This is a genomic window from Agrobacterium sp. V1 (genome assembly GCF_030518355.1).
GTDB classification, from domain to species: Bacteria; Pseudomonadota; Alphaproteobacteria; order Rhizobiales; family Rhizobiaceae; genus Agrobacterium; species Agrobacterium cucumeris.
Genome location: NZ_JAULSF010000002.1, coordinates 908,453 through 933,768 on the forward strand (window position 1 = coordinate 908,453; position 25,316 = coordinate 933,768).

Sequence of the window (25,316 nt, forward strand, 5' to 3'; positions counted from 1 at the left end):
GTGGGAAGCAGTTTCACCGTCAGGACAAGGATGGTCCCGTCAGTGACTGTTTCCCGAAGGACAGGGTCGGTTTGGACAGGCGAATGCGGCCCGCTGGAACGCTTCTCTTCGACACGTCGGTCTGGACGCCGAAATCCGGAAAAGCTGCAAAATAAGCGTCGCGATCCTGGCGGATGGCCGTTTCTTCGGCTGCGTTCAGAAGCAGGCGCAGCGACGCATTTTCCCGATACCCCGCGCCGCCGGTGCGGACGAGGTTGCGTGAAAGACTTGGTGAATAAAACTCGGAAGACATTACGTCCTCCTTTCGTTTGGGGCGAGGACTGTCTGTCCTCAATCACCAGCGCCCTTCAACAGGTTGCTGACAGGCGAAAGGTGCGCCTGTTGCGTATAAGGTTCAAGAGGTTTTTCGAGTAGACGACGGCAAAATGCGCAACGGCGCTATTTTTTACCGGATGGCCTTTTGGCAGGTGGGTGCGAAGTGGCGGCGGTTGCCGCCTCCTGCGCTTCGCGAAGCTGGCGAAGCCGTTCCGTCTTGCGCGTACGCTGGTCGGATTCGGCAGTGATAATCTGTCTTGCCGCCTTGTCCGTCATCGAGGCCTTATCCTGAGAGGACAGTTTTTCGGGTTTGAAAACAGCCTCTTTTGGTTCGGTCATGACGTTCTCCTTTGCGGGAAGGCAGGATTAGCAATTAGCGGGTGCGGGCAGCCTTTTTAGGAGCCGGCAGCAGTCCCTCGCGCTGCATCTTTTTTCTCGCCAGCTTGCGGTGGCGGCGAACGGCTTCGGCTTCTTCACGAACGCGCTTTGCCGACGGCTTTTCGTAAGCTTCACGAGCACGCATTTCGCGGAAAATACCCTCGCGCTGCATTCTCTTCTTCAAGACGCGAAGCGCTTGCTCGACATTGTTGTCTCTGACGATGACCTGCAAAATATCTCCTTAAAAGCAGCCGTCGCTGCTATTTTCTGACTTTGATCGTGCTCGAGTTGATCCAGCTGGATCCCGAAGCACGGGGTGCTAAACTTTCCGCATCCATTCCTCTCGATGAGGACGAAGCGGTATCGATTTCATCGGACGCAATGTTCCGTTCGAAGTTCTCGTTCTGAAAACGAACCCTGAAACGAACCAAACCCTGTGTTTCCGGCAGAACCATTGTGATCCGGCCAGGACCGCTGGGCTGATTGCTGCCAAGGACGCCCGCCTTGAGGACAATCGCATCGCCGGAGCGGTAAAGATTTTTGCGCATGAGAGCCTCCCATGGCCAAAAAAAGTAAAAGGCCGGGCTTAACCCGACCTCTCAGAATCATTACGCCGCTGCCGTGTTAACGCCAGCGGCGCGAATGACAAATCAGGCAGCGCGCAGATTGTCGGCGGAGCTTTTGCCCGAGCGACGGTCCTGAACGATGTCGTAGGTGACCTTCTGGCCGTCATTCAGCGAACGCAGACCTGCGCGCTCAACTGCGGAGATGTGAACGAAAACGTCCGTGCCGCCGTTGTCAGGCTGAATGAAGCCGAAGCCCTTGGTGGCGTTGAACCACTTTACAGTACCAGTGTTCATAACGATTTCCTTTCGTAGCAATCGTTGTGGTTCCCGCGATACCTTGCGGGATTGGATCGATTATTTGAGAGGAAATCCAACGAGAGCACGGAGGCTGGAGCGTCGGTCACAAGCAATGGTCGATTGGGCAAATATAGCCGGAATTTTCAATTTTGCAACGAGGGCGCGGTGGAAAATACGTTAAGTTATCTTAGTATTTCTTGTAAGTAATTATTTTAAAACGTTTTCCGCGATGCCCTGTAGCTGCCAGCCGCACGGGATACGTGTTAACCGGCACCAGGCGAAACATCCTTCGCGTTGTCGCCATCCGGCAGGCTGCCTGCGCCCGGCGTCTTGTCATAATCGGTAAGCGAAGGTTTGGCGTGCGGGCCGGCTGGCGGAATTTCGCCGGCCTTGGAAGGGCTCTTTTCGTCTGTCTTCGGTTTTTTCTGCTGCATCATGGCCTGTTCTCCTTTGGAAGGAAAACGCCGGCAGAAGCGCGAGGTTCCGCAGCTGTGCCGGGTTATGGCAGCTGTTCATACGTCAGCGGCGGGATCGCGGTTTTTTCTCGTCCCTGTTCATATCGCGTCCCACCCATTTGAAGAAAACAAACAGGCTGGCACCGATGATGATAAGCGGAACGAAGGCTTCAAAACTGGACATAATTCACTCTCTCTTCCCCCGATGATCATATTATCGGGATGGAAGAGGCACGTAATCTGCGGAATATCGTCCGTTCTTTTTGCCAGTTGCAGCGCGCGGCCCGCTATCGAAGCGGCCGCGCGCCGAAGATTCTAGAGCGGCAGTGATTTCACCGCTTCGGAGCCGCCCTCGCGGGCGCTCTTCAGCGCCGCCACGCCACAGAGAACCGACATGGCGCCGGCGCGTGAACCTGCCCGCTGGCGCAGCCGGTCATTCGAGCCCGGTTTGAAGATCATGTCGCGCATGCGGTTGTCGCCGCCATAATGGCCGCCCGGCTCATGCGGCACCCAGATATGCTCGACACCGCCGCCGAAGCTTTTGACCAGCAGGATTTCATCGGCCGGCGGCTCCGTCCAGGGCTGCTTTTCATATTGGCGCATCTCGATGCGGCCCTTATGGCCGTTGAAGGCGATGTGATGACCTTCAATCGGCATATAGGTGTTGAGCGAATAGGACACCTGCACGCCGCTCGCATAACGGATCGAGGCGCTCATCGTATCGGGGATGTCGATCTCTTCGCGGAAGACGCAGGCATCGCGCATATAACCGTCAATGCTCGACGGATCTTCATAGAGCGCATCGAGGAAAGGATCGGCGCCGAGATCCATGAAATAATCGCACTCATCCTTGTGCGGACAGGTGCGACAGCGCGTTCCGCGGAACGGGCCGTTCTTGCCGTAATGCAGCAGCTGTCCGAAACCCTTTACCTCGACGGGATCGGAATCGAGATACCAGTTCAAGAGATCGAAATGGTGGGTGGCCTTGTGCACGAACAGGCTGCCGGAATGTTCGGTAAAGGCGTGCCATCGGCGGAAATAGTCCGCGCCGTGCTGGTTGTCGAGATACCAGTGAAAATCGACTGACGTGACCGTGCCGATGGCTCCGTCGTCGATCAGTTCCTTGATCCGCGCGGCGGTGGGAGAGAAACGGTAATTGAAGGACACATCGACCCGGCGGCCGCTTTTGGCCTCCGCTGCGCGAATACGGTCGATCTTTTCCGGGGTGGTGGTCATGGGTTTTTCGCTGATGACATCGGCTCCGCCTTCCAGCGCGCGGATGATGATGTCGTCATGCGTATCGTCAGGCGTGCAGACGATCACCAGTTCCGGGCGCTGCTCCAGCATCATCCGGTCGAAATCGTCATAAAGCGGTGCGTTCGAACCCATCATGGCGCGGGCGCGTTCGGCGCGCATCAGGTTCAGGTCGCAAATGCCGACCAGCTCGACATAATCGCTCCAGCCGGCCAGAAGTTCGCGGCCCCACATGGTGGTGCCGCGATTGCCGGTGCCGACCAGCGCATAGCGTTTGCGTTTCACCCTTTCAGGCATTGTCTCTCTCCCGGATATCTCAACAAACAGTCTTGAAACGCTCGACCACCGTGGACAGAACCTCGTCCATTGGCCGCGCCTGCCAGCGATGCGAAAAGATTTCCACTTCCTGCGGGCCGTGGAAGCCGGCAGCCTCGATCATGCCGCGAAATGCCTTCAGGTCAATCACGCCGTCACCCATCATGCCGCGATCATTGAGCGGGTCGGTGGTCGGCACCAGCCAGTCGCAGATGTGGTGGGCAAGGATTTGCCCGTTCCTGCCGGCCCGCGCCACCTGCTCCTCCAGTTCCGGGTCCCACCAGACGTGATAGACGTCGATGGCGACGCCGGTGCCGGCCCCCAGCCGGTCGCAGAGATCAAGCGACTGTTTCAGTGTGTTGAAGCAGGCGCGCTCGGCGGCGTAAAAGGGATGCAGCGGTTCGATGGCAAGCGGCACGCCGGCGGCTCGGGCATAGGGCAGAAGTTCGGCCATGCCGTCTTCCACCATCTGCCGCGCGCCTTTCAGATCGCGGGAGCCGGCGGGCAGGCCACCCACGACAAGCACGAGGCAATCGGCCTTCATGGCGGCCGCTTCATCGACGGCGCGTTTATTATCCTCGATGGCACGGCGGCGGCCTTCCGCATCGGGGGCGGGGAAAAAACCGCCGCGGCAATGGCCGCTGAGGCGCAGGCCGTTCTGTTCGACAATGCGGGCGGCTTCCGCGAGCCCGACGCCGTGCACCTGTTCGCGCCAGGGCGAAATGGTGGTGATGCCATGGGCAAGGCAGGCATCAACGATGGCGCCAAAAGCACCGCCCTGGCGCACGGTGGCGAAATTGATGGAAAGGCCTTCAAGGCTCATATCGATATCTCCCCTGGTTCTGCTGCCTCAGCCAATGCCCCGGACCGAAAGAAACGCCTTCATGCGGTGCGTTGCGAGATCCGGTTCGGCAAGCACATTGGCCTTGTCCGCCAGCCGGAAAAGCTCGGCGAAATGCTGCGTGGAGCGGGTGCTTTCCTGCCCGCCAACCATGGTGAAATGCTCCTGCAACCCGTTGAGATAGGCGAGGAACACCACGCCGGTCTTGTAGAAGCGCGTCGGGGCCTTGAAGATATGGCGCGACAGCGCCACCGTTGGCTCCAGAATATCGAAGAATTCATTGTCCGCGCCGCGCTTCAGGCTGGCGAGAGCTTTGGAGGCAGCCGGCGCAATGGCGTCGAATATGCCGAGCAGGGCGTCCGAATGGCCCTGTTCGTCACCGGCGATCAGTTCGGCGTAGTTGAAATCGTCGCCGGTATACATGCGCACGCCGGAGGGCAGGCGGCGGCGCATGGCGATTTCCTTCTCCTTGGAAAGAAGCGAAATCTTGATGCCGTCGATCTTGTCGGCATTTTCCTCGATCATGGCAAGGCAGGTTTCCATGGCCGTCATATGGTCGCCGGAACCCCAGTAACCCTCAAGCGCGGGATCGAACATTTCACCCAGCCAGTGGATCACCACTTTCTGCTCGGCGCGGGAAAGCACCCTGGCATAAGCCTTGAGATAATCATCCGGCGAGCGGGCAGCAGCGGCCAGCGCGCGGCTTGCCATCAGGATAACGCGCCCGCCTTCTCCCTGAACAAAATCAAGCTGTTCCAGATAGGAGTCGATAATCTGGTTTAGATCATAACCGCGACTATCAAGATGGTCTGTGCCCACACCGCAGGCAATCAGCGCATCCTTGCGGCTGGCTGCTTCCCTCAGCGAACGGGAGATGAGTTCCTGCGCCTGCGGCCAAGCGAGCCCCATGCCGCGCTGCGCCGTATCCATCGCCTCGGCGACACCGAGGCCAAGGTCCCACAGGCGGTGACGGAAGCGCAACGTCGCATCCCAGTCAATGGCGGGCGTCAGCCACGGGTCATTATCGGCAAACGGATCGGCCACCACATGGGCGGCGGCGAAAGCGACGCGGTTGAAATCCGCAGCACTTCGTTTTTCAACCGCGACGGGCGTGCCGGACAATTTGTAGACCTCGATACTACGGTCGTCCTTCGGTAGCTTGAGTTCGCTCACGTCAGCCTCCTCAAGAGATTGCGGGAACGTCGAGCCAGCGGCGTTCCTTCCACGATCTCAGCCCCAGTTCGGCAAGCTGCACGCCCTTCACGCCTTCCATCAGCCCGTAGGGCCATGGGTCATTATCCACCAGATGGCGCACGAACATTTCCCACTGCGCCTTGAAGCCGTTGTCATAGACTACATTGTCGGGCACTTCCTGCCAGGTCTTGTAGAAATCGATGGTCTGCGGCTGGTCGGGGTTCCACACCGGTTTCGGTGTATTGGTGCGGTGCTGGGTGAAGCATTTGGTCAGGCCCGCCACCGCCGAACCATGGGTGCCATCCACCTGGAAGGTGACGAGATCGTCGCGGCGCACCCGCACCGCCCATGAGGAATTGATGTGGGCGATGGCGCCGCCTTCCAGCTCAAAAGTGGCATAGGCCGCGTCGTCCGCATCCGCCTTATAGGCTTTGCCCTGCTCATCAAAACGTTCCGGAATATGGGTGGCGCCGAGGCAGCTCACCGATTTTACCGGGCCGAACAGATTGTCGAGCACATAACGCCAGTGGCACAGCATATCGAGAATGATGCCGCCGCCATCCTTCAGGCGGTAGTTCCATGACGGGCGCTGCGCCGGCTGCCAGTCGCCCTCGAACACCCAGTACCCGAACTCGCCGCGCACCGAGAGGATTTTGCCGAAAAATCCGCTGTCGCGCAGCATGGCGAGCTTGCGCAGGCCGGGCAGGAACAGCTTGTCCTGAACCACGCCGTGCTTGATGCCGGCGCTTTCGGCGAGCCGGGCAATCGCCAGCGCCTCTTCCATCGTGTCGGAAATCGGCTTTTCGCAATAAACGTTCTTGCCGGCCTTGATGGCTTTCTCCAGCAGGCTGCCGCGCATCTGCGTCGTGCCGGCATCGAAGAACAGCGTATCGTCAGGGTTTGCAAGCGCCGCATCGATATCAGTCGTCCAGCGGGCGACATTATGCTTTTTCGCGATTTCCTCGATCTTTGCGCCGTTGCGGCCGACCAGAATGGGGTCAAGCATGACCCTTTCGCCGTTCTTCAAAAGCACGCCGCCCTGATCGCGAATAGCGAGAACGGAGCGAACGAGATGCTGGTTGTAACCCATGCGGCCGGTGATGCCGTGCATGATGACGCCGATACGTTTCATGAATTTCCTCCCAAGGCGGCCTTTTCCCGAAAGCCGCTTCCGTCAAACATGGCAATTTGTAACCATTTGGTTATTTGTGGTCGTGAAGGATGCGATCTGTCAAGGTGTTTTTGGCGGACAAAATTCAAATTTCGAGAGAGGTCGGAGTCTGGCTTCTTCACCGCGCCGCAAAAGAAAACGACGCGCTTCGCGGATGCGAAAGCGCGTCGTTGCTGTTGTTAAACGAGAATTCGGTTCTGCCGGCTCAGACTGGCCGCACTGCAGCAAGCAGCGTGTCGACGATGTGCTGGCCCCATCTTTCCAGTTCGGCAGGGTCGGTCAGGTCGCGCTGGAAGATCGTCGAGAGCGTGAACCGGTTCGAAAGATAGAAAGCACCGAGTGAAGCGATGGTCAGATAGACGTCGATCGGATCGAGGCCGTCACGGAACTCGCCGGTGTCACGGCCGCGCCGCAGCACCTCTTCCAGCTCCGAAATGAAATTCGAATGCATGGCGGCAATTGTCGGGGATTGCCTGAGATAGCGGGCTTTATTGAGGTTTTCGGTGGCGAGGATGCTCAGGAACTCGGGGTGATCGAGGAAATAATGCCAGGTGAAAAGCGCAAGCTCCCGCAGCCCCTCCGATGGGGGCTTGCGGGTGAGGTCGAGCCGCCTTTCGGTGTGGCGAATATGGCGATAGGCATCTTCCAGAACGGCGAGATAAAGCGCATCCTTGTCGCCGAAATAATGGTAGATCATCCGCTTGTTGGTGCCGGCGCGGCGGGCGACGACATCTATCCGTGCCCCCGCCAGCCCCTTGGCGGCCACCTCGCGGCGGGCGGCTTCAAGGATGGCGGCCCGGGTTCTTTCAGGGTTTCGCACCTGTGCGGTGGCGCGTTTGCGCTTGGGCGCAGGCGCTTTTTCCAAAGCCGGATCGAGTGGCTGGTTTTTTGTCGTTTCTTCCATTTCAGCACCCGCTTGACAATGTTTGCGATCAGTGTTCCCATGTAACCAATTAGTTATAAAACGGCAAGTGTCGTTTACGTTCATCATCAATTGGCAGTCAATAGGGAGGAGTTGCCAATGCCCATGATGCTTCACAGGAGAGGTGTGCTTTCAGCAGGGCTTGCGGCCCTGTCGCTTGCAACATTGGGAGGAGGGTCGGCGCAGGCGCAGGCCGCGCGCCTTCGCATGTTGTGGTGGGGGTCGCAGGAACGCGCCGATCGCACCAACAAGGCGATATCGGCCTACAAGCAGGTCAAGCCGGATCTCGATATTGCCGGTGAGTTTGCCGGCTGGAGTGATTACTGGCCGCGCCTTGCCACGCAGGTGGCGGGCCGCAACGCGCCTGACCTGATCCAGATGGATTATCGTTACATCTTCGAATATGGCCGTCGCGGCGCGCTTGCGCCGCTCGATGAATATATCGGCAAGGGCCTGAAGATCGAAGATTTCGGCAAGATGAACATCGATTCCGGCCGGGTTGATGGCAAGCTTTACGGCATTAATCTCGGCGTCAATTCCAGCGCCGTTTTCTTCGATCAGGCGGCCTGGGAAAAATCCGGCGCGACACCGCCATCCATCGGCCAGACCTGGGAGGAGTTTGCCGAAAACGCCGCCAAGCTCAGCAAGAACAAGCCGAAACCCGGTTATTATGCCACGGCCGATGCCAGCGGCGTGGAGCCGAGCTTTGAGAACTGGCTGCGCCAGAACGGCAAATCGCTCTACACGCAGGATGGCGGTATCGGCTTTGATCCTGCTGATGCGACCAAGTGGTTCACCCTGTGGGCGGATCTGCGCAAGAGCGGCGCCTGTGTGCCGGCCGATGTGCAGGCGCTCGACCAGCTCAATATCGAAACCAACCCGCTGACGACGGGCAAGGCGGCAACCGCATTCGCCCATTCCAACCAGTTCGTCGGTTATCAGAAGCTCAACAAGGCCAAGCTTGCCATAAGCTCCTATCCGAAGAGCACGAAGGATGGCCCTTCCGGCCACTATCTGAAACCTTCCATGCTCATCAGCGTCGCCAATGGCAGCGCCGGCATCGAGCAGGCGGTTGGGTTCATCAACTTCCTGGTCGCCGACCCGCAGGGCATCGATATTCTGGGCGTTGAACGCGGTGTTCCCGCTTCGGAATCCATGCGTAACGCGCTTACCCCCAAGCTCGATGAGGTCAGCAAGAGCATGGTGGAATATATCGCCGAGATTACCCCCGGCGTCGGCGATCTGCCGCCGGCGCCACCCCCGGGTGCAGGCGAGTTCGCCTTTGTCCTGAAACGCACGGCGGAGGAAGTTGGCTTCGGCAAGATTTCGCCTGAAGAGGGCGGTGACCGCCTCGTCAAGGAATCTGAAACCGTTATCAAACGGAAGTGATTGCGTATGGCATTTCGATCTGAAACTCTTGTGGGGGAGAGCCGTGGCGCGGCTCTCCCGAAGCGGGGCAGCGTGAAGCGGATGTTCGACCGCAATATTCACGCCTACCTGTTTCTCCTGCCCTGGCTGATAGGCTTCTTCGGCCTGACGCTGGGCCCGGCGCTCGCGTCGCTTTACCTGTCTTTCACCAATTATGACCTGTTGCAGTCGCCGGACTGGGTGGGGGCAGCGAACTATGTGCGCATCGCCACCGATGACCCTAAATTTGCAGCGGCCATGCAGGTGACGTTTACCTATGTGCTGCTGTCCGTGCCGCTGAAGCTCATCTTCGCCCTGCTGGTGGCGCTCGCCTTCAATCGCGGCATCAAGGGTTTGACGCTTTACCGGGCGATCTTCTATCTGCCGTCGCTGCTGGGTTCCAGCGTGGCCATTGCCGTGCTCTGGCGCCAGCTTTTCGCCTCTGACGGCCTCGTCAACATGATCCTGTGGCAGGCTTTCGGTTATGAAGGACCGAGCTGGATTTCCAATCCGGATTATTCGATCTACACGCTGGTCATCCTGTCGGTCTGGCAGTTTGGTTCGCCGATGATCATCTTCCTCGCGGGTCTGAGACAAATCCCGCAGGATATGTATGAAGCCGCCGAAATCGACGGTGCAAGCAAGGTGCGGCAGTTCTTTCGCATTACCCTGCCGCTCCTGACGCCGGTGATCTTCTTCAACGCCGTGATCCAGACGATCGATGCCTTCAAGGCCTTCACGCCCGCCTTCATCATTTCCGAAGGCACCGGCGGGCCGATCAACTCGACGCTGTTCTACACGCTCTACCTCTATCAGGAAGCCTTTGGTTTCTTCCGCATGGGCTACGCCTCGGCGCTTGCCTGGATTTTGGTGATCATCATCTCGCTGTTCACGGCCTTCTCGTTCCTCAGCGCGAAATACTGGGTGCATTACGATGACTGACGCTGTTACCGCCCCTCGGCCCGGACAAGGCCCGCAACGCACGCCGCTGAAATCGGTGATGCTCCACACCGCGCTGATCATTGCTTCCTTTGCGATGCTCTATCCGATCCTGTGGATGATTTCAGGTTCGTTCCGGCCGCAGGATGAGCTGTTCGGTTCTTCCTCGCTCATTCCCTCGTCAGTCGATATCGGCGGTTATATCCGCGGCTGGACCGGGCTGCAGGTGAGTTTCGGGCAGTTCTTCTGGAACTCCTTCTTCATCTCGGTGCTCGCCACCATCGGCAATGTGGTCGGCTGCTCGCTTACCGCCTTCGCTTTTGCAAGGCTGCGGTTCGGTGGGCGCAATTTCTGGTTCGCGCTGATGCTCGGCACCTTGATGTTGCCCTATCATGTCGTGCTCATCCCGCAATATATCCTGTTTCTGGAAATGGGCTGGGTGAACACCTCGCTGCCGCTGATCGTGCCGAAATATCTGGCGACGGATGCCTTTTTCATCTTCCTGATGGTGCAGTTCTTCCGCGGTATCCCGCGTGAACTGGACGAGGCGGCTGTCATGGATGGCTGCTCGCCCTTCCGCATATACTGGAAGATCATGTTACCCCTGTCGCTGCCGGTGCTGGCGACGGCCGCCATCTTTTCCTTCATCTGGACCTGGGACGATTTCTTCGGTCCGCTGATCTATCTGAACGACATCAACACCTACACCGTGCAGCTCGGCCTCAGATCCTTCGTGGATTCCACCGGCAGCTCGGACTGGACCTCGCTTTTCGCCATGTCCAACCTGTCACTGGTGCCGGTCTTCCTGTTCTTCCTGTTTTTCCAGCGGCTGCTGATCGAAGGCATCGCCACGACGGGAATGAAACGCTGAACCGAGAAAATATTTTATAAGACCATCAACACTGTCGCGGCCGCCCTTGGCGCGGCGCGACAGTCGGGAGAAACAGCATGGCAAGCAGCATTACTCTGGAAAAAATCGTCAAGCGGTTCGGCGCTTTTCCGGTCGTTCACGGCATCGATCTGAAGATCGAGCCGGGTGAATTCACCGTTTTTGTCGGCCCCTCGGGCTGTGGCAAATCCACGCTTTTGCGCATGATTGCCGGGCTGGAGGAAATCTCCGAGGGTGATCTTCGCATTGATGGCGAAAGGGTCAACGAAACAGCCGCCTCCAAACGCGGCATCGCCATGGTTTTCCAGTCCTATGCGCTTTATCCGCATATGAGTGTCTACAAGAACCTCGCATTCGGGCTGGAAACGGCGGGCTACAAAAAACCGGAAGTCGAGGCGCGGGTGCAGAAGGCCGCCGATATCCTTCAGATCGGCCCGCTTTTGCAGCGCAAGCCGAAGGCGCTTTCGGGCGGCCAGCGCCAACGCGTCGCCATCGGCCGGGCCATCGTGCGCGAGCCGAAAATCTTCCTTTTCGATGAGCCTCTGTCCAACCTCGACGCCGAACTTCGCGTGCAGATGCGCGTCGAAATCGCCAAGCTGCACCAGACGCTCGGCAGCACCATGATCTATGTGACGCATGACCAGGTGGAAGCCATGACGATGGCCGACAAGATCGTCGTGCTGCGTGACGGCCGCATCATGCAGGTCGGCCGCCCGCTCGATCTTTACAATAATCCCGCCAACCAGTTCGTGGCCGGCTTCATCGGCTCGCCGAAGATGAACTTCCTCTCCGCCAAAGTGGTTTCAGGCGACAGTTCCAACCGCACCATTGAGGTGGCCGGCCAGCGCATCGTGCTGGAAAAACCGGTTGCGGCGCAGGATGGCGAACCGCTGACCTTCGGCGTGCGCCCCGAACACGTCAACCCGCAGGCGCAATCCTCGCTCGGCGAAGCTTCCATCCAGCTCGTGGAACATCTGGGCGGCTCGACGGTGGTTTACACCAACACCCCGGACGGCCAACCGGCCACCGTGCTGCTGGACGGCCAGCGCCAGATCCGCATCGGCGAGACCATTCCCTTTGCATTCGATCTGGCCAAGACCCATCTGTTCGGGGCGGATGGGCGGCGGATATGAGAGTGGGTGGGTGAGAGCTGTCTCACCACAGGGCGGCTAACGAAGTTCGCAAAGCTTGCGTTATCATCCTCGGGCCTGTCCCGAGGATTTTCAAAGTGTTGATTTGTTCAACGTGATTAGATCCCCGGCATAGGGCCGAGGATTACGTCGCGTGTGAGGTTGCAATCGTGCACTAATCGGTATGACCGGCGAGGATCTCGCTTAGCGTCACCGCATCTTCCGCAAACTGGCCGACATCGTCACCCCTGACGAATTCCAGCATCGCATAAGCCGGTTTCGTCCATTCGCTCTGCGGTAACGCCTCGACACACGACCGCCAATAATCGGCGCGGTCGGCAAGCGGCAGACGGCTGGTGTCGGCAAGCCATGCAAAGACGTGCAGATGGCAGATGCGTGAGCCGATTTCCGATATTTCAGCGAGAGCCTTTTCGAGCGGCAGGCCGGGTGCCGGCTGCCAGTAGAAAAAGAGGTTGGGCATGGCCAAATCCTGCGCCAGTTGCAGGGCCGAGGGCAGGGTGTCCGTCAGTGAATTCGGGTGATATTCCAGCCCGATCGTCATGCCGTAATCTTGCGCATGGCGGGCGATTTCTGCCAGCGCCTCGGTGGCCCTGCGGCGCTCGGCGGGAGAGTAGTCGGTGGAGGGCCGTTTGCGTTGGCCCGGCCAGATGCGGATATGGCCGGTGTCGAGCGCTCTGGCGGTTTCGAGGACAGCGGTTAAATCTTCCCGCGTAAAATCCGGCGCGAAGATGTAAGAGCCGTAGGAAGAGACGGTCAGGCCCGCTTTGGCGGTCCGCTCGGCCACATCCCTTGCGTTTTCGAGATCGCCCGGCGGCACATGGATATCCGCGCCCCACTCGATTGCCTTGATGCCGTTTGCGACGGCAAGGTCGATGACAGCCAGCGGCGTCAGGGAGCGGAAGGTAACGGAGCAGAGGCCCGGCTCGAAAATTCTCATGCGATCAGTTCCAGATGTTCCGGCCGCACCTGTTGTTCAAGTGCCGCGCCCTGGCAAAAGCGTTCGATTTCCGCGATTGCCATGTCCCCTAGCCTGGCGCGTTCGAGGCCTACGGCGCCGGCGATGTGCGGTGTCAGGAAGACGTTGGGGAGGCTGTAGAAGGCAGAGTCCGGCGGAGGCACTTCCGGATCGGTCACATCGATGACGGCTTCGATACGCCCGTTTTTCAGTTCCGCCAGCAGCGCCTCTTCATCGACGAGCGCACCGCGCGCCGTGTTGATCAGGGTTGCGCCGTCCTTCATCCGGGCAAGCGCTTCCGCGCCTATCATATGCCGGGTCTGCGGCAGCGACGGCGCATGCAGCGAAATGACGTCGCTGATTGCCATCAGCGCATCAAGCGATACCAGCCGCACGCCAAGGCGCTCCGCCTCTGCTGCGCTTAAAAACGGGTCGAAAAGGATGATGTCGAGATCGAAGGGTTTCAGCAGATTGATGACCCGACGCCCGATGCGCGACGCGCCGACCACCCCGACCGTCAGGCCGAGATTGCCGATGGCCTGCGATTGCAGGTGATCGACGTTTTCCCGCCCGCGATCGTTTCCATAAAGCCGTCGGAAGCTGAATACGCGCTTGCCGGCAAGCAGGATCATCGCCTGCGTAAATTCGGCGACCGGCTGCGCATTGGCTTCCGCCGCGCTGCACACGGTGATGCCGCGTTCAAAGACCGCCTGCGAGAGGAAATATTTCACCGTGCCGGCGGCATGGGAAATCAGTTTGAGCTTTGGCATCAACGCCAGTTCCCGCGCGCCGATATCGGGACAGCCCCAGCCGGTCAGGAGAATATCCGTCCGTTCCAGCTGGTCTTTTACCGATGGATCGTGAAAGTCGCGGATCCGGCTGATATCGATGATATCGACGCTCTGCGACAGCCTGTCGAGCGCCTGTGGTGTCAGCACATGCTGCGTCCGCTCCGGGTCCATGGCAAGGCTGAGACGCGGAAGCGGGCTCGTCATCGTGGCTCTCCCGTCGCCGCCATGCTGCTGACCGGGACGCCGTGCTCTGCAAACAGGCGGTCGAGCGCCTTGATATCCGGGAGCGCTGGAACAGCTGCCAGGGCTTTTTTGCTTTCTGGCCCGGTCAGCCCCACAAAGACGGCGCAGGCAAGCAGAGTTTCGCCAGCTGGAATGTCCCCGCGCAATTGCGGCACCGTGGTTTTGGCATTGATGAGATTGGTATTGGGCAGCGCCTTCAGTGCGATGCCCTGACGGGGTATGACGGAGCCGAGATCGATGATCGCGGAAATGTCGGTGCCGCAATCCGCCGATGCATGGCCGGCTGTCTCGGTTACGGCATCGCTGTCGCCGTCGTTGCGATTGATGGCGAAGCCGCCCTCGGTGACGGAAAGTGGCCTGGCGCTGGTGATCCGATGCAGCCGGATGTGCCAGTCGCCGGCGGCAACCAGCGTCGTTTCAACCGCGACATCGGGGAAGGGTTTCCATGTGGCCCGCAGATTGTCCCCGGCCAGCAGAACCTTTTCGTTGGTTTCGCGCACGCGGTAATGCAGGCCGTCGTCAGAGAAGGCCAGCATATTGTCAAAACCATTGGTCTTGAAGCCGCGCTCATCCACCTCCACACCAAAACCATAACGGGAGGAATAGGCGAATTTGGCATATTTCTCCGATCCGCCGCGCATGGAGAGGGTTTCCTGCCCGCTGGAAAGTGCCGTGACGTTGCCTTTGGTCCGCATCATCACCATGCCGGGATGAATGAGCGGCCGTGGTTTGGTGGAGGTTTCGGGCAGCTTTTCTTCCGCCTGCCAGAAGGGGTGGCTTTCCGGCAGCGCGAGCGGCAGGAAGGCCTTGAAGGCCCAATAGGGCGAACCGGCCGAATTGTAACTTTCCGACATGGTCAGCTGCGGATAGGCGTAACCGATGGAGAGAACGCCGTCGCGGTCGGCGATCGGCTTTTGCGCCCACCAGCGCAGATGCTGCAGATAAAGCCCCTTGATCTCGCCCCAGGGCAGGGCCTCTTCATCGGCAAAGGCAAGGCCGGCCCAGAAGCCGCCGCAGGCGAAACGATAGGTCATGGACCGGCCGAAGGCGAGCGCCCCGCCATCCTCATCGAACCAGCTGGCAAAATCGCCGGCAAACAGGCGGGCGCGTTCACGGTAACGTTCGGCGTAAGCATCGTCAGGCTTGCTGAGTTTCGCGTAGATCAGGCCGTAAAAATGCATGGCGAAGGCGATATAGTGGTCGATGCGGCGATAATCGCCGTCCCGATACCAGCCGTCGGCAATGTAGAAGCCGTCCAGCTCCGCCTTGAAAGTTTCCGTCAGGCTGCGGTCGAAATCTATGCCGAGATGATCGAGCGCCATGTCGACCATCACCCGGAAGAACTTCCAGTTATTATCGGCATAATTGCGCTCGCGCGCCGTCAGCAGATAGCGGCGGACATTGTCTTTCTGCGCGTCGGAGAGGGGTTCCCAAAGATGTTGTGGCGCAAGCCGCAGCGCGAAGCCCAGAGCCGCAAGTTCGACCAGCCGCTGATCCTTCTGGCGCACGTCGCCCCAATAATCGGGATGGGCGGGATCGGTGCCGTTGGCGATGCCTTTTGCCAGAAGCGGCCAATGCTCGAAGCTGTCGCCGCTGAGCGCCAGCGGGGCGATGCCCCAGAGCGGCCGGGCAAACCCTTCCAGATCGGCCGCTGCCCGGTCAAAATGCGCGGCAGTGCCGCTGAGTGTCACCCTTGCGCCGCTTTGCGAAAAATAGGGCAGAAGCGGTGCGAAACTATCATCCAGCGCCTTCCTGACATCGGCGCGGGTTCTGAGCGGATTACCATAGAGCGGATTAAAACGGGCCATCGGATCATTGTTTGCCGCATCATGCATTACGTATCGCCTTTCCCGTCTTTTTCGCCTGTCCGGCGGTCTGTCCTTCCACCAGCTGCACGCCCAGCTGCACCTGCCGGGCATTGGCGGAAGGTTCCGTCAGCCGGCGGCGCATCAGTTCCACGGCCTCGCGGGCAATTTCGCGGCGGTCGACGCGGATGGTGCTGAGGCGAGGGGTGGAGAGTTCGGCAAAAGGCAGATCATCGAAGCCGATGATGGAAAGATCATCCGGTACGCCAAGGCCAAGCTCCTGCGCGGCCCCCAGCGCGCCGAGCGCAATCGCATCATTCATGCAGAAAATGCCAGTCAGATCGGGGTTCTTGGCCAACAACTGGCGAACCGCGTCGCCCGCCTGCCCAAAGCCGCTATCCACCGTCGTCAGCAGGAACTCCTCATAAATGGCTCCCTCCTGTTCGAGGATGGTGTGGCGGAAGCCGCGCATGCGCTCGCGTATGGTGTGGCGGTGGTGCGGGCCGATATAGGCGACCTTGCGGTGGCCGAGTTCCAGAAGCCGCCGCGCCGCCATCGCACCGCCGTAAAAATTGGAGGGCGAAACACAATCCAGCGTCATCGAGGGGTCGGCGCTGTTGACCAGAACCGGCTGCAGCACACCCTGCGTGATGCGGTGGATGATCTCCTCTTCAGGGTCGAGGCCGATGGCAAGAAGACCGTCCGCCTCGCAGACCCGCTGTGTCAGCGCGTCATCCACCTGTTTCTGGTGCAGCAGCCGGATATCGAGTTCAAACCCGTCCGTCTGGGCGAGGCTGCGCAGCATGTCGAAAATATCGTGATAAAAAGCGCCGATATCGCCGGTTGCCCTTTCGGCGGACATCAAGGCGAGAACCTTTTTGCCTTCCAGCGGCACGCCGCCGGTCTGGCTGGTGACCGGCCGCAGCGGATAGCCAAGTTCCGCCGCAACCCCCAGAACCTTTGTCTGGATCGAAGCGCTGATGCCTTTTTCCCCGGCGAGAACACGAGAGACGGTGCTGATGGAAACACCGGCGCGCTGGGCGATATCCGACTGGCGCGGGCGGCTGATGTCGGGCGTATCGTTCATGTCGTCTCCTGCGCTTGCAAAAAAATCTATTATGATGCAAATATTGCAAATACAGAAAATTTGCAAGAATTAAGTAGTCAGTGAAAAATTTGCAAAACGCGGGAGGAGCAGATGCAAACTATCGACAGACGTGGATTTTTGGTGACGGCGGCGCTGGCCGGTCTTGGGGTTGCGGCGGGCGGTTTCCGCGCGCTGGCGGCCGAGACCCGGCTTCGTTGCGTGTGGTGGGGATCAGCCGATCGCAACAAACGCACCAATGACGTTATCGCCCTTTACCAGAAGGCCGATCCGCAAACGGTGGTCAGCGGCGAAATGATCGCCGGCTCCGACTACTGGACCAAGCTTGCGACCTCGATGGCCGGACGCAATGTCGCCGATATCTTCCAGCTGGAACCATCCACCATCGCCGATTATTCCGGTCGTGGCGCCTGCATGGAACTGGACAAGTTCGTCGGCTCGGCGCTTGATCTTTCCAGCTTCGGCAAGAGCGAGATCGATCTTTGCCGCATTGACGGCAAGCTTTACGGCGTCGGTCTCGGTCTTAACTCCTTCTGCATGATGTATGATGCCGAAGCGATGAAGGAAGCCGGCGTTTCCATGCCGGAAGGGCAGATCACCTGGACGGCGCTTGCGGAACTGGCGCGCGATTTCAAGAAGAACGGCCCGGCGCGGCGCAATTACTGGGCGGTGCCCTATGGTGCGCGTTACCACTATGTCTTCGATGTCTGGCTTCGCCAGCGCGGCAAGCTTTTGTTTCAGGATGGCACCATCGGCTTCAACAAGGAAGACGCCAAGGAATGGTTCGCCTATTGGGAGAAGCTGCGCGAGGACAAGCTCTGCGTTTCCGCCGATATCCAGACGCGTGATGACAACACCATCGAATCCAACGCCTTGACGCTTGGCAATTCTGCCATCGGTTTTGCCTATTCCAACCAGCTAGTGGGTTATCAGGCGCTGAACAAGAAGACGCTGTCCATCGGCATGCTGCCGGGTGAGGGGGCTGGCAAGCCGACCGGGCATTATTACCGGCCGGGGCTCATCTGGTGCATTTCGTCCACCTCCACCAATCCGGAAGCGGCGGCGAAGTTTATCAACTTCTTCGTCAATGATCTCGATGCCGGCAAGGTGCTGGGTGTCGAGCGCGGCGTGCCGCCGGCAAAGAAGGTGCGTGAGGCGGTGTTGCCAAGCCTCAACGAGACCGAACGCAAGACGGTGGATTATATCGAGAGCCTGTCCGGCAAACTCGATCCCTATCCGGAGCCCGCCCCCATCGGCGCCAATGAGTTCGACCGCGGCGTGATGCGTCCGATTGCCGATTCGCTCGCCTTCGGTCGCGCCAGCGTGGATGAAGCGGCGCAGAATCTTGTCGACACCGGCACGCGGACCCTGCGCAAGCGCGGTTGACGACAAAGGGGCATCGCCACGTGGCCAAAGCTGCGTGACGATGCCTTTTTCATGTCTTTAACCTTCGGATATGCCCGAACGATAAACAACACTGGACAAGTACAGGGTATTTAAGCCAGAAATCCTGATCTGGATCGATAAATCTGAAGATTAGAGAATGGCCCCCAATTTCCTCCTGGTTGATGCTGAAAAAGAGTTCGATGTCCTGAAAGCGGCCGCATCTTTGATCCGCGTGCAGATATTGAAGCTGCTGCACGAGACGAGCGGTCTGAATGTCAACGAGATCGCGCAGCGGCTGGACCTGCCTCAGTCCACGGTATCCGCCGGCGTGGCCGTTCTTGAAGAGGCGGGGCTGCTGCGAACCGAGACGCGCAAGGCGCGCAAAGGCAGCCAGAAAATCTGCTTTGCCACCTGCGACGAACTCATCGTTTCCTTCCGAAAACCCGAGACACCGGCGGCCTCCAATTACATTGCGGTGGCCATGCCGCTTGGTCTTTACACCCAGAGTTCGGTAACGGCACCCTGCGGCATCTGTTCGCCTGACGGTATTATCGGGCTTCTGGATGTGCCCGATACCTTCATGGATCCTGATCGCATGAAGACGGCGCTCTTGTGGTTGACGTCGGGCTTCGTGGAATATCAATTCCCCAATAATGCCAAGATTCAGGGCCGAAACGTCGAGGAAATCGAGTTTTCGATGGAGGTCAGTTCCGAGGTGCCGGGAACGCACAGCAACTGGCCGTCGGACATAACCCTATCCGTCAACGGCAGGGAGATCGGCGTGTGGACCTCGCCGGGCGACTTCGGGGACAAGCGGGGTGTGTTTACGCCCGATTGGTGGAAACTCTCGGGTTCCCAATATGGCATGCTCAAAACCTGGCGCATCACGGCGCAGGGAACCTATGTCGATGGCACCCGCATTTCGGATGTGACGCTGGCGGATATCGATCTGGTGAGCCATCGTTCCATCCGCCTGCGCATCGAGGTCAAGGCTGATGCGAAACATCCAGGCGGGTTGAATATCTTCGGCCGGGGTTTCGGAAATTACGATCAGGACATCGTCCTGCGCCTGCGCACGGCAGACTGAGCCTTCAAATTTTAAAAGTATGATTTTCGCGGTTGACAGGCGCGGATTCCCTCGGCAACTATATTATCAAATATGGTTTATACCATATTTAATGATATAAATGCGCAGGGAGGAGAACCTATGAAAGCGCGGGTTTCAGTCCACCGGGACTTCCGGATTGGGCGTATCGACGATCGCCTATATTCCGCCTTCATCGAACATATGGGGCGTGCGATCTATGGCGGGATTTACGAGCCCGGCCATCCGCAGGCGGATGAGAACGGCTTTCGCAAGGATGTCCTGAAATTCGTGCAGGACCTGAAAATTCCCGCCATCCGTTATCCCGGCGGCAATTTCGTTTCGGCCTATCGCTGGGAAGACGGTATCGGCCCGCGCGACAAGCGGCCTATTCGTCTGGACCTCGCCTGGCGGTCGAAGGAAACCAACCAGATCGGCATCAATGAATTTGCAGACTGGGCCTCTATGGCCGGCATCGAGATGATGCTTGCGGTCAATCTTGGCTCCCGTGGTCTGGATGATGCCCGCAACTTCCTTGAATATGTGAATTTCCCAGGTGGCACCGAGCTTAGCGATCTGCGCCGCAGCCACGGCACCGAGCAACCGCATGGCGTGAAGATGTGGTGCCTCGGCAACGAGATGGACGGCCCCTGGCAGATCGGCCACAAGACGGCGGTGGAATATGGCCGGCTCGCCAATGAAACCGCCAAGGCTTTCAAGGGCTTCGACCCGACAATTGAAGCGATCGTCTGCGGCAGTTCGAATGACGGCATGCCGACCTATCCCGAATGGGAACGCGAGGTGCTGGAGGAATGCTACGAGAATGTCGATCATATCTCGCTGCACAAATATTTCGGCAATAACAGCCGCGACACGCTGAATTATTTCGGCAAGATCGAAGAGACCGGCCGTTATATCCAGACGATTGCCGGCGTCATCGATTATGTGAAGGCCAAGAAGCGCGCCAAGAATGATGTTTCCATCTGCTTTGACGAATGGAACGTCTGGTATCACATCCGCGAAGACGACAGCAAACGCATCAAGAGCTGGGACTGGCCGGAAGCGCCGGCCCTGCTGGAAGAGACCTATAATTTCGAGGATGCGCTTTTCGTTGCCGGTCTGCTGAATGAGTTCATTCGCCGCTCGGACCGGGTGCGCATCGCCTGCATCGCACAGCTCGTCAACGTCATCGCCCCCATCCGGGCGGAAAAGAACGGGCCGGCCTGGCGCCAGACGATCTATTACCCCTATCAGTTCGCCTCGCTTTATGGTCGTGGCGTTGCGCTGAATGTCGCGGTGGATTGCCCGACCTACGATTGCAACGCGGCTGATGACGTCAAATATCTCGATGTTGCCGGGGTCTTCAGCGAGGAAGAGGGCGTGGTGACGCTGTTTGTCCTCAACCGCCATCTCACCGAGGCGGCGGAGATCAATGTCAGCCTCACCGGATTCTCATCCGCCACCCTTAGCCTGCATCTTGCGATGGCGGGATATGACCTGCGGGTTGGAAACGGCCCCGACCAGCCCGACCGCGTCGTGCCGGTGCCGGGCAGTGGCGTCGCTGTCGAGGATGGGGCGCTCAAAGGCTCCGTGCCGGCCCTGTCCTACCATGTGCTGCGCCTGAAGGTTCAGTGAGGCGGTGATGGGTGTCCGTCTCAACAATATCGCCAAGTCCTTCGGATCGTTCGCAGCGATCCGGGACGTCTCGATGGAAATCCCGACCGGCAGCTTCGCGGTGTTCGTGGGGCCTTCCGGTTGCGGAAAATCCACCCTGTTGCGCATGATCGCCGGGCTTGAGGAGACCAGTGGCGGCCGCATCGCCATTGACGACCGCGATGTCACCGCGGTCGAACCGGCGGATCGCGGCGTGGCGATGGTCTTCCAGAATTATGCGCTCTATCCGCATCTGACGGTGTTCGAGAACATGGCTTTCAGCCTGCGGCTTGCCCGCCGGCCGAAGGCGGAGGTGAATGAGAGGGTGGGTGAGGCCTCCCGTATCCTGCAGCTTGACGAGCATCTGCACAAAAGGCCCTCCCAGCTTTCGGGCGGCCAGAGGCAGCGTGTGGCCATCGGCCGCGCCATCGTGCGGCAGCCGAAGGTGTTCCTGTTCGATGAACCCCTGTCCAATCTGGACGCCGAGTTGCGCGTGCAGATGCGGCTGGAACTGACGCGGCTTCACCGCAAGCTCGGTGCGACCATGATCTATGTCACGCATGATCAGGTGGAGGCGATGACGCTTGCCGACAGGATTTTCGTGCTGAAGGGCGGCATCGTGCAGCAGGCGGGGGCGCCGCTGACGCTTTATGACGATCCCGACAATCGTTTCGTGGCGGGTTTTATCGGATCGCCGGCGATGAATTTCCTGCAGGCCGATGTGGTGGAACAGCGTGATGGCCGCGTGACGCTGGCGCTCGAAGGCGGCGAGCGGCCTCTCGAAGCGCGGTTGGCGCAGCCGGTGTCGCCCGGCCAGCGGCTGGAGATCGGCATCAGGCCCGAACATCTGGCGATCACGGATGAGGGCGTCTTGCCCGTCATCGTCGAGGTAGCCGAGGAGCTTGGCGATCTGTCTTACCTCTACACCCGCACCGGGGCGGGAAAGGAGCTTATCGTGCAGCGGCAGGGCTCCCGCGAACAGCTGGATGGCCGGTCCGTCTCGCTCAGCGCCTCGCCCGACAGGGTTCTGGTTTTCGACAGCGACGGCAAAAGGTTGCGATAGGCGCGAGGAGGCGCCTTTCGATGCAGCAAACCATCCCCTGACGGGGTGTTTCAAGAAACGGGAGGAATGACGATGCGATTGATCAAGACATTGCTTATCGGCACGGTTCTGGGTTTGACCGCCATGCCGGCGCTTGCCAAGCAGGATATCATCTGGTGGGACTTTCTGGCCGGTGGTGACGGCGTGCGCATGAAAGCGCTGATCGAGGCCTTCAACAAGGAACATCCCGATATCCAGATCAAGGGCACGACGCTGGAATGGGGCGTTCCCTTTTACACCAAGGTCAGAACGGCCTCTGCGGTGGGTTCTGGGCCGGATATCATGACCTATCACCTGTCGCGCGCGCCGCTTGGCCTTGAAGAAAAAGTGCTGAGCGAAATCACCGCGAAGGATCTTGAGGATGCCGGGCTGAAGACGGAAGACTTCTTCAGCGCGCCGGTGGAGGCGGCCACCCAGGATGGCAAGCTTTATGCCGTGCCGTTCGATATTCACGCGCTTGTCCTTTATTACAACGCCGATCTTCTGAAGGGCTCTCCCTATCTCGATGCCGAAGGCAAGCTGACCGGCATAAAGACGATCGAGGATTTCGAAAAGGCGCTCGTCTGGGCGAAGGAAAATGGCGTTGAGACGCCGATCACCTATCAGTCGGGCGGTGAAGGCGGGGTGTGGCGGGTGTTCTACACGCTGCTGTCGCAGCAGGGTGGCGAACTCGTCACCGGCAAGGAGGTTCTGGCCGGCGACAATGCCGAAAAGGCCGCCAAAGCCATCGACACAATGTCCAGATGGCGGGAAAACGGCTGGGCGCCGGAACAGGCGGAATATGAGGCCTCGGTGGCGCTGTTTTCCGCCGGTAAATCCGCTTTCCAGCTGAATGGCGTCTGGGAAGTGCCGACTTACAAGGATCTGGAAAAGAACGGCAAGCTCGGTTTCAAATGGAGTGCGGTGGAAGTGCCGCCTTTGATGGGCAAACGCGCCACCTGGGCGGATTCCCACGCTTTTGCCATCCCCAATGAAGGCGACAAGACCGTTTCCGGCGAAAAACGCGCCGCCGTCATGACGGTGATCGGCTGGATGGAAAAACACGCCATCAGCTGGGCCGATGCCGGACATATTCCAGCCTATAAATCGATCACCGAAAGCCCCGAATATAAGGCCATGCAGCCCAACGCCACCTATGCCACGCTGGCGGAGGCGGCGGTGTTTGACCCCAAGACCACGATTACCGGGGTTGCCTCTCCGGCCTATGACGCGGCACTCAACGTCATCGCACCGGCCATCCAGGGTTTTGTCGGCAGCGCGGAAGCAGTCGAGCAGATCCAGTCCGAACTTCAGGGCAAACTCAAATAATCCACGCCTGCCCTCCGGTCCCAATGGCTGGAGGGCATCGCGCAATGCGCAGAGGCCCGGAGGCATTCCATGGCAATGATTGAAAACCGGCGGAAGAAGTCGCTGATCGCGCTGTCGATGGTGACGCCATTCATCGTCGTCTTCGCCACCTTCTTCCTTTATCCGCTGATCGAGATGGTGCGCATCAGCTTTACCGATGCGCCGCTGATCGGGGAGGGAAACTGGATCGGGTTTGAAAACTACGCGAAACTGCTGGGCGACCGGCTGTTTGTCACCTCGCTGAAGAACAACGGTTATTTCGTCCTCTTGACCGTGGTGCCGACCACCATCATCGCGCTGATGATTTCACTCGCCGTCAGCCGGCTGAAGGGCGTCGGGCAGACGATCGCCATGAGCCTGTTTTTCCTGCCTTACGTGCTGCCGGTTTCGGTCGTCACGGAAATCTGGGCGTGGATGCTCGATCTGCAATTCGGTGTTCTCCAGCCGGTCATTTCGCTGCTGGCGGGCAAGCCGGTTGCCGTCTTCAAGAACCCCTATTGGGTGATGCCGATGGTCGCTGTTGTCACCATCTGGTGGACGAACGGTTTTAACGTGCTGCTGTTCATTGCCGGCCTGCGCAATATTCCGGCCGAGCTTTATGAAGCGGCGGCGCTGGATGGCGCGACGACCTGGCAACGTTTCCGCCGCGTCACCTGGCCGCTTCTGTGGCCCGTGACAGCCCTTGTCCTGACGCTGCAACTGATCCTGCAGCTGAAGATATTCGACCAGATCTATCTTCTGAGCGGCGGCGGCCCGTTCAATTCCAGCTTCGTGCTTCTCCTCAAGGTTTACCGGGAGGCCTTCCAGATGAACAATGGCGGTTACGCCTCGGCCGTTGCGACCGTGCTTTTCCTGCTGATCGTCATCGTTTCCGTTCTTCAGTTCCAGCTGCTGCGCATCCGGAGGAACTCATGAGCCCGACCCGAAAACTTGAGAATATCGTTCTCACCTTTTTGACCTTTTCGGCGGCGCTGGTGTGGATTTTTCCGCTCTACTGGAGTTTCGTCACGTCGCTTCGCTCTGATGAAAATGTTGCCGGCAACACATCGCTGCTGCCGGATGAGTTCCAGCTGGGCGCCTATGTGAACGCCATCTTCAACACGCGGCTGCTGACCTGGTATGTCAATTCCATAGGCACCGCCGTCATCGTCACGGTCTCCGTCCTGTTCATTTCGATGCTGTGCGCCTATGCGCTGTCGCAGATCCGCTTTCCGGGACGGCGGCTGCTCTATGGCATCGTGCTGGCAAGTTTCATGGTGCCGGCGCAGACGCTTGTCGTCACGCAATTCATCCTGATGAAGAACCTCAACCTCATCAACACCTGGGCCGGCATCATCCTGCCGCAGCTCATCACCCCCATCGTCATCATCGTCTACAAGCAGTTCTTCGACAGCGTGCCGAAGGAGATGCGCGAAGCCGTGGTGCTGGATGGCGGCGGCGAATACACGATCCTGTTCCGGGTCTATCTGCCGCTCAACTGGGGGATCACGACCGCCATGGCGATCGTGACCTTCATTTCGGTGTGGAACGCCTTCTTCTGGCCATTCCTCGTCGTCACCTCGGAAAACATGATGACGATCCCCGTTGGCATCACCCAGGTCAACGACGCCTTCGGTGTCGCTTATGCCCGCCTGATGGCCGTTGCGATGCTGGCAGCACTACCGGTCATCATCGCTTACGTCATCTTCCAGCGCCGCGTGACGGAGGCCATCATGATTTCGTCAGGCGTGAAGGGGTAAGCCGAAAGGCCT

General features: G+C 59.2%; 26 protein-coding genes. 11 read left to right on the forward strand and 15 right to left on the reverse strand.

The annotated features are described in order from the left end of the window. Positions 1 to 19: 19 nt before the first annotated feature. The 11 genes from QSV77_RS18225 to QSV77_RS18275 all read right to left on the reverse strand — a co-directional run bounded on the left by QSV77_RS18225 (position 20) and on the right by QSV77_RS18275 (position 7,690). A complete protein-coding gene (locus QSV77_RS18225) occupies positions 20 to 292 on the reverse strand; it encodes a hypothetical protein (protein ID WP_271363250.1) in 273 nt (90 codons plus the stop codon). Positions 293 to 438: 146 nt separating this feature from the next. Then, positions 439 to 654 (reverse strand): hypothetical protein, encoded by a 216-nt coding sequence (locus QSV77_RS18230; RefSeq protein WP_302734553.1) that lies wholly within the window; start codon positions 652 to 654, stop codon positions 439 to 441. A 34-nt stretch (positions 655 to 688) separates the two neighbouring features. Then, positions 689 to 925 (reverse strand): 30S ribosomal protein S21, encoded by a 237-nt coding sequence (rpsU, locus tag QSV77_RS18235; RefSeq protein ID WP_046800410.1) that lies wholly within the window; start codon positions 923 to 925, stop codon positions 689 to 691. Between the two features lie 28 nt (positions 926 to 953). Next, entirely contained in the window at positions 954 to 1,241 is a 288-nt protein-coding gene (locus QSV77_RS18240; protein ID WP_142843214.1) for a cold-shock protein, read from the reverse strand. 102 nt (positions 1,242 to 1,343) lie between these two features. Further along, positions 1,344 to 1,553, reverse strand: a complete 210-nt coding sequence (locus QSV77_RS18245; protein ID WP_046800412.1) for a cold-shock protein — start codon at positions 1,551 to 1,553, stop codon at positions 1,344 to 1,346. Between the two features lie 266 nt (positions 1,554 to 1,819). Next, positions 1,820 to 1,993, reverse strand: a complete 174-nt coding sequence (locus tag QSV77_RS18250) for a hypothetical protein (RefSeq protein WP_271363251.1) — start codon at positions 1,991 to 1,993, stop codon at positions 1,820 to 1,822. Positions 1,994 to 2,326: 333 nt separating this feature from the next. After that, positions 2,327 to 3,562, reverse strand: coding sequence for a Gfo/Idh/MocA family protein (locus tag QSV77_RS18255; RefSeq protein WP_142843213.1), 1,236 nt, complete (start codon positions 3,560 to 3,562; stop codon positions 2,327 to 2,329). A gap of 19 nt (positions 3,563 to 3,581) precedes the next feature. After that, on the reverse strand, positions 3,582 to 4,403 hold the full coding sequence (locus QSV77_RS18260) for a sugar phosphate isomerase/epimerase (RefSeq protein WP_302734554.1): 822 nt from the start codon (positions 4,401 to 4,403) through the stop codon (positions 3,582 to 3,584). Between the two features lie 27 nt (positions 4,404 to 4,430). Beyond that, the gene (locus QSV77_RS18265; protein WP_302734555.1) at positions 4,431 to 5,594 is read right to left on the reverse strand and encodes a dihydrodipicolinate synthase family protein; all 1,164 of its coding nucleotides are present in this window, start codon (positions 5,592 to 5,594) and stop codon (positions 4,431 to 4,433) included. A gap of 10 nt (positions 5,595 to 5,604) precedes the next feature. Continuing rightward, positions 5,605 to 6,747, reverse strand: a complete 1,143-nt coding sequence (locus tag QSV77_RS18270) for a Gfo/Idh/MocA family protein (RefSeq protein WP_065116516.1) — start codon at positions 6,745 to 6,747, stop codon at positions 5,605 to 5,607. A 244-nt stretch (positions 6,748 to 6,991) separates the two neighbouring features. Beyond that, the gene (locus QSV77_RS18275) at positions 6,992 to 7,690 is read right to left on the reverse strand and encodes a TetR/AcrR family transcriptional regulator (protein ID WP_302734556.1); all 699 of its coding nucleotides are present in this window, start codon (positions 7,688 to 7,690) and stop codon (positions 6,992 to 6,994) included. A gap of 117 nt (positions 7,691 to 7,807) precedes the next feature. Here QSV77_RS18275 and QSV77_RS18280 point away from each other — a divergent pair, with 117 nt between their 5' ends. The 4 genes from QSV77_RS18280 to QSV77_RS18295 all read left to right on the forward strand — a co-directional run bounded on the left by QSV77_RS18280 (position 7,808) and on the right by QSV77_RS18295 (position 12,076). Then, entirely contained in the window at positions 7,808 to 9,097 is a 1,290-nt protein-coding gene (locus QSV77_RS18280) for an ABC transporter substrate-binding protein (protein ID WP_137454782.1), read from the forward strand. Between the two features lie 81 nt (positions 9,098 to 9,178). Continuing rightward, entirely contained in the window at positions 9,179 to 10,057 is an 879-nt protein-coding gene (locus QSV77_RS18285) for a carbohydrate ABC transporter permease (RefSeq protein WP_225245840.1), read from the forward strand. Continuing rightward, entirely contained in the window at positions 10,050 to 10,925 is an 876-nt protein-coding gene (locus tag QSV77_RS18290; RefSeq protein ID WP_065116512.1) for a carbohydrate ABC transporter permease, read from the forward strand. The genes QSV77_RS18285 and QSV77_RS18290 overlap by 8 nt, the downstream gene beginning before the upstream one ends. A 77-nt stretch (positions 10,926 to 11,002) precedes the next feature. Beyond that, complete coding sequence (locus tag QSV77_RS18295; protein ID WP_302734557.1) at positions 11,003 to 12,076, forward strand: ABC transporter ATP-binding protein; 1,074 nt, start codon at positions 11,003 to 11,005, stop codon at positions 12,074 to 12,076. Positions 12,077 to 12,248: 172 nt separating this feature from the next. Here QSV77_RS18295 and QSV77_RS18300 read toward each other — a convergent pair whose 3' ends face one another. From QSV77_RS18300 to QSV77_RS18315, 4 genes are read right to left on the reverse strand one after another with little or no spacing between them, the layout of a single operon-like run. Then, positions 12,249 to 13,031 (reverse strand): sugar phosphate isomerase/epimerase, encoded by a 783-nt coding sequence (locus QSV77_RS18300; RefSeq protein WP_302734558.1) that lies wholly within the window; start codon positions 13,029 to 13,031, stop codon positions 12,249 to 12,251. Next, positions 13,028 to 14,044 (reverse strand): hydroxyacid dehydrogenase, encoded by a 1,017-nt coding sequence (locus tag QSV77_RS18305; RefSeq protein ID WP_302734559.1) that lies wholly within the window; start codon positions 14,042 to 14,044, stop codon positions 13,028 to 13,030. The genes QSV77_RS18300 and QSV77_RS18305 overlap by 4 nt, the downstream gene beginning before the upstream one ends. Next, positions 14,041 to 15,918 (reverse strand): DUF2264 domain-containing protein, encoded by a 1,878-nt coding sequence (locus tag QSV77_RS18310; RefSeq protein WP_302734561.1) that lies wholly within the window; start codon positions 15,916 to 15,918, stop codon positions 14,041 to 14,043. The genes QSV77_RS18305 and QSV77_RS18310 overlap by 4 nt, the downstream gene beginning before the upstream one ends. Next, positions 15,911 to 16,975, reverse strand: a complete 1,065-nt coding sequence (locus QSV77_RS18315) for a LacI family DNA-binding transcriptional regulator (protein WP_302734562.1) — start codon at positions 16,973 to 16,975, stop codon at positions 15,911 to 15,913. The genes QSV77_RS18310 and QSV77_RS18315 overlap by 8 nt, the downstream gene beginning before the upstream one ends. 111 nt (positions 16,976 to 17,086) lie before the next feature. Here QSV77_RS18315 and QSV77_RS18320 point away from each other — a divergent pair, with 111 nt between their 5' ends. The 7 genes from QSV77_RS18320 to QSV77_RS18350 all read left to right on the forward strand — a co-directional run bounded on the left by QSV77_RS18320 (position 17,087) and on the right by QSV77_RS18350 (position 25,304). Next, the gene (locus QSV77_RS18320; RefSeq protein WP_142843205.1) at positions 17,087 to 18,379 is read left to right on the forward strand and encodes an ABC transporter substrate-binding protein; all 1,293 of its coding nucleotides are present in this window, start codon (positions 17,087 to 17,089) and stop codon (positions 18,377 to 18,379) included. A gap of 157 nt (positions 18,380 to 18,536) precedes the next feature. Beyond that, positions 18,537 to 19,466, forward strand: a complete 930-nt coding sequence (locus QSV77_RS18325; protein ID WP_142859464.1) for a transcriptional regulator — start codon at positions 18,537 to 18,539, stop codon at positions 19,464 to 19,466. 120 nt (positions 19,467 to 19,586) lie between these two features. Continuing rightward, entirely contained in the window at positions 19,587 to 21,098 is a 1,512-nt protein-coding gene (locus QSV77_RS18330; RefSeq protein WP_302734563.1) for an alpha-N-arabinofuranosidase, read from the forward strand. 7 nt (positions 21,099 to 21,105) lie between these two features. Continuing rightward, a complete protein-coding gene (locus tag QSV77_RS18335; RefSeq protein ID WP_302734564.1) occupies positions 21,106 to 22,179 on the forward strand; it encodes an ABC transporter ATP-binding protein in 1,074 nt (357 codons plus the stop codon). A gap of 72 nt (positions 22,180 to 22,251) precedes the next feature. Then, positions 22,252 to 23,526, forward strand: coding sequence for an extracellular solute-binding protein (locus QSV77_RS18340; protein WP_302734565.1), 1,275 nt, complete (start codon positions 22,252 to 22,254; stop codon positions 23,524 to 23,526). 69 nt (positions 23,527 to 23,595) lie between these two features. Further along, positions 23,596 to 24,480, forward strand: a complete 885-nt coding sequence (locus QSV77_RS18345; protein WP_302734566.1) for a carbohydrate ABC transporter permease — start codon at positions 23,596 to 23,598, stop codon at positions 24,478 to 24,480. After that, entirely contained in the window at positions 24,477 to 25,304 is an 828-nt protein-coding gene (locus QSV77_RS18350; protein WP_302734567.1) for a carbohydrate ABC transporter permease, read from the forward strand. The genes QSV77_RS18345 and QSV77_RS18350 overlap by 4 nt, the downstream gene beginning before the upstream one ends. The last annotated feature ends 12 nt before the right edge of the window (positions 25,305 to 25,316 follow it).

Excerpts from the sequence above, each read along its gene's own strand:
- QSV77_RS18225 (WP_271363250.1), bottom strand. The coding sequence starts at position 292 with ATGTCTTCCGAGTTTTATTCACCAAGTCTTTCACGCAACCTCGTCCGC.
- QSV77_RS18230 (WP_302734553.1), bottom strand. The coding sequence starts at position 654 with ATGACCGAACCAAAAGAGGCTGTTTTCAAACCCGAAAAACTGTCCTCT.
- QSV77_RS18240 (WP_142843214.1), bottom strand. The coding sequence starts at position 1,241 with ATGCGCAAAAATCTTTACCGCTCCGGCGATGCGATTGTCCTCAAGGCG.
- QSV77_RS18245 (WP_046800412.1), bottom strand. The coding sequence starts at position 1,553 with ATGAACACTGGTACTGTAAAGTGGTTCAACGCCACCAAGGGCTTCGGC.
- QSV77_RS18250 (WP_271363251.1), bottom strand. The coding sequence starts at position 1,993 with ATGATGCAGCAGAAAAAACCGAAGACAGACGAAAAGAGCCCTTCCAAG.
- QSV77_RS18255 (WP_142843213.1), bottom strand. The coding sequence starts at position 3,562 with ATGCCTGAAAGGGTGAAACGCAAACGCTATGCGCTGGTCGGCACCGGC.
- QSV77_RS18260 (WP_302734554.1), bottom strand. The coding sequence starts at position 4,403 with ATGAGCCTTGAAGGCCTTTCCATCAATTTCGCCACCGTGCGCCAGGGC.
- QSV77_RS18270 (WP_065116516.1), bottom strand. The coding sequence starts at position 6,747 with ATGAAACGTATCGGCGTCATCATGCACGGCATCACCGGCCGCATGGGT.
- QSV77_RS18275 (WP_302734556.1), bottom strand. The coding sequence starts at position 7,690 with ATGGAAGAAACGACAAAAAACCAGCCACTCGATCCGGCTTTGGAAAAA.
- QSV77_RS18280 (WP_137454782.1), top strand. The coding sequence starts at position 7,808 with ATGCCCATGATGCTTCACAGGAGAGGTGTGCTTTCAGCAGGGCTTGCG.
- QSV77_RS18285 (WP_225245840.1), top strand. The coding sequence starts at position 9,179 with ATGTTCGACCGCAATATTCACGCCTACCTGTTTCTCCTGCCCTGGCTG.
- QSV77_RS18290 (WP_065116512.1), top strand. The coding sequence starts at position 10,050 with ATGACTGACGCTGTTACCGCCCCTCGGCCCGGACAAGGCCCGCAACGC.
- QSV77_RS18295 (WP_302734557.1), top strand. The coding sequence starts at position 11,003 with ATGGCAAGCAGCATTACTCTGGAAAAAATCGTCAAGCGGTTCGGCGCT.
- QSV77_RS18300 (WP_302734558.1), bottom strand. The coding sequence starts at position 13,031 with ATGAGAATTTTCGAGCCGGGCCTCTGCTCCGTTACCTTCCGCTCCCTG.
- QSV77_RS18305 (WP_302734559.1), bottom strand. The coding sequence starts at position 14,044 with ATGACGAGCCCGCTTCCGCGTCTCAGCCTTGCCATGGACCCGGAGCGG.
- QSV77_RS18310 (WP_302734561.1), bottom strand. The coding sequence starts at position 15,918 with ATGCATGATGCGGCAAACAATGATCCGATGGCCCGTTTTAATCCGCTC.
- QSV77_RS18315 (WP_302734562.1), bottom strand. The coding sequence starts at position 16,975 with ATGAACGATACGCCCGACATCAGCCGCCCGCGCCAGTCGGATATCGCC.
- QSV77_RS18320 (WP_142843205.1), top strand. The coding sequence starts at position 17,087 with ATGCAAACTATCGACAGACGTGGATTTTTGGTGACGGCGGCGCTGGCC.
- QSV77_RS18325 (WP_142859464.1), top strand. The coding sequence starts at position 18,537 with ATGGCCCCCAATTTCCTCCTGGTTGATGCTGAAAAAGAGTTCGATGTC.
- QSV77_RS18330 (WP_302734563.1), top strand. The coding sequence starts at position 19,587 with ATGAAAGCGCGGGTTTCAGTCCACCGGGACTTCCGGATTGGGCGTATC.
- QSV77_RS18335 (WP_302734564.1), top strand. The coding sequence starts at position 21,106 with ATGGGTGTCCGTCTCAACAATATCGCCAAGTCCTTCGGATCGTTCGCA.
- QSV77_RS18340 (WP_302734565.1), top strand. The coding sequence starts at position 22,252 with ATGCGATTGATCAAGACATTGCTTATCGGCACGGTTCTGGGTTTGACC.
- QSV77_RS18345 (WP_302734566.1), top strand. The coding sequence starts at position 23,596 with ATGGCAATGATTGAAAACCGGCGGAAGAAGTCGCTGATCGCGCTGTCG.
- QSV77_RS18350 (WP_302734567.1), top strand. The coding sequence starts at position 24,477 with ATGAGCCCGACCCGAAAACTTGAGAATATCGTTCTCACCTTTTTGACC.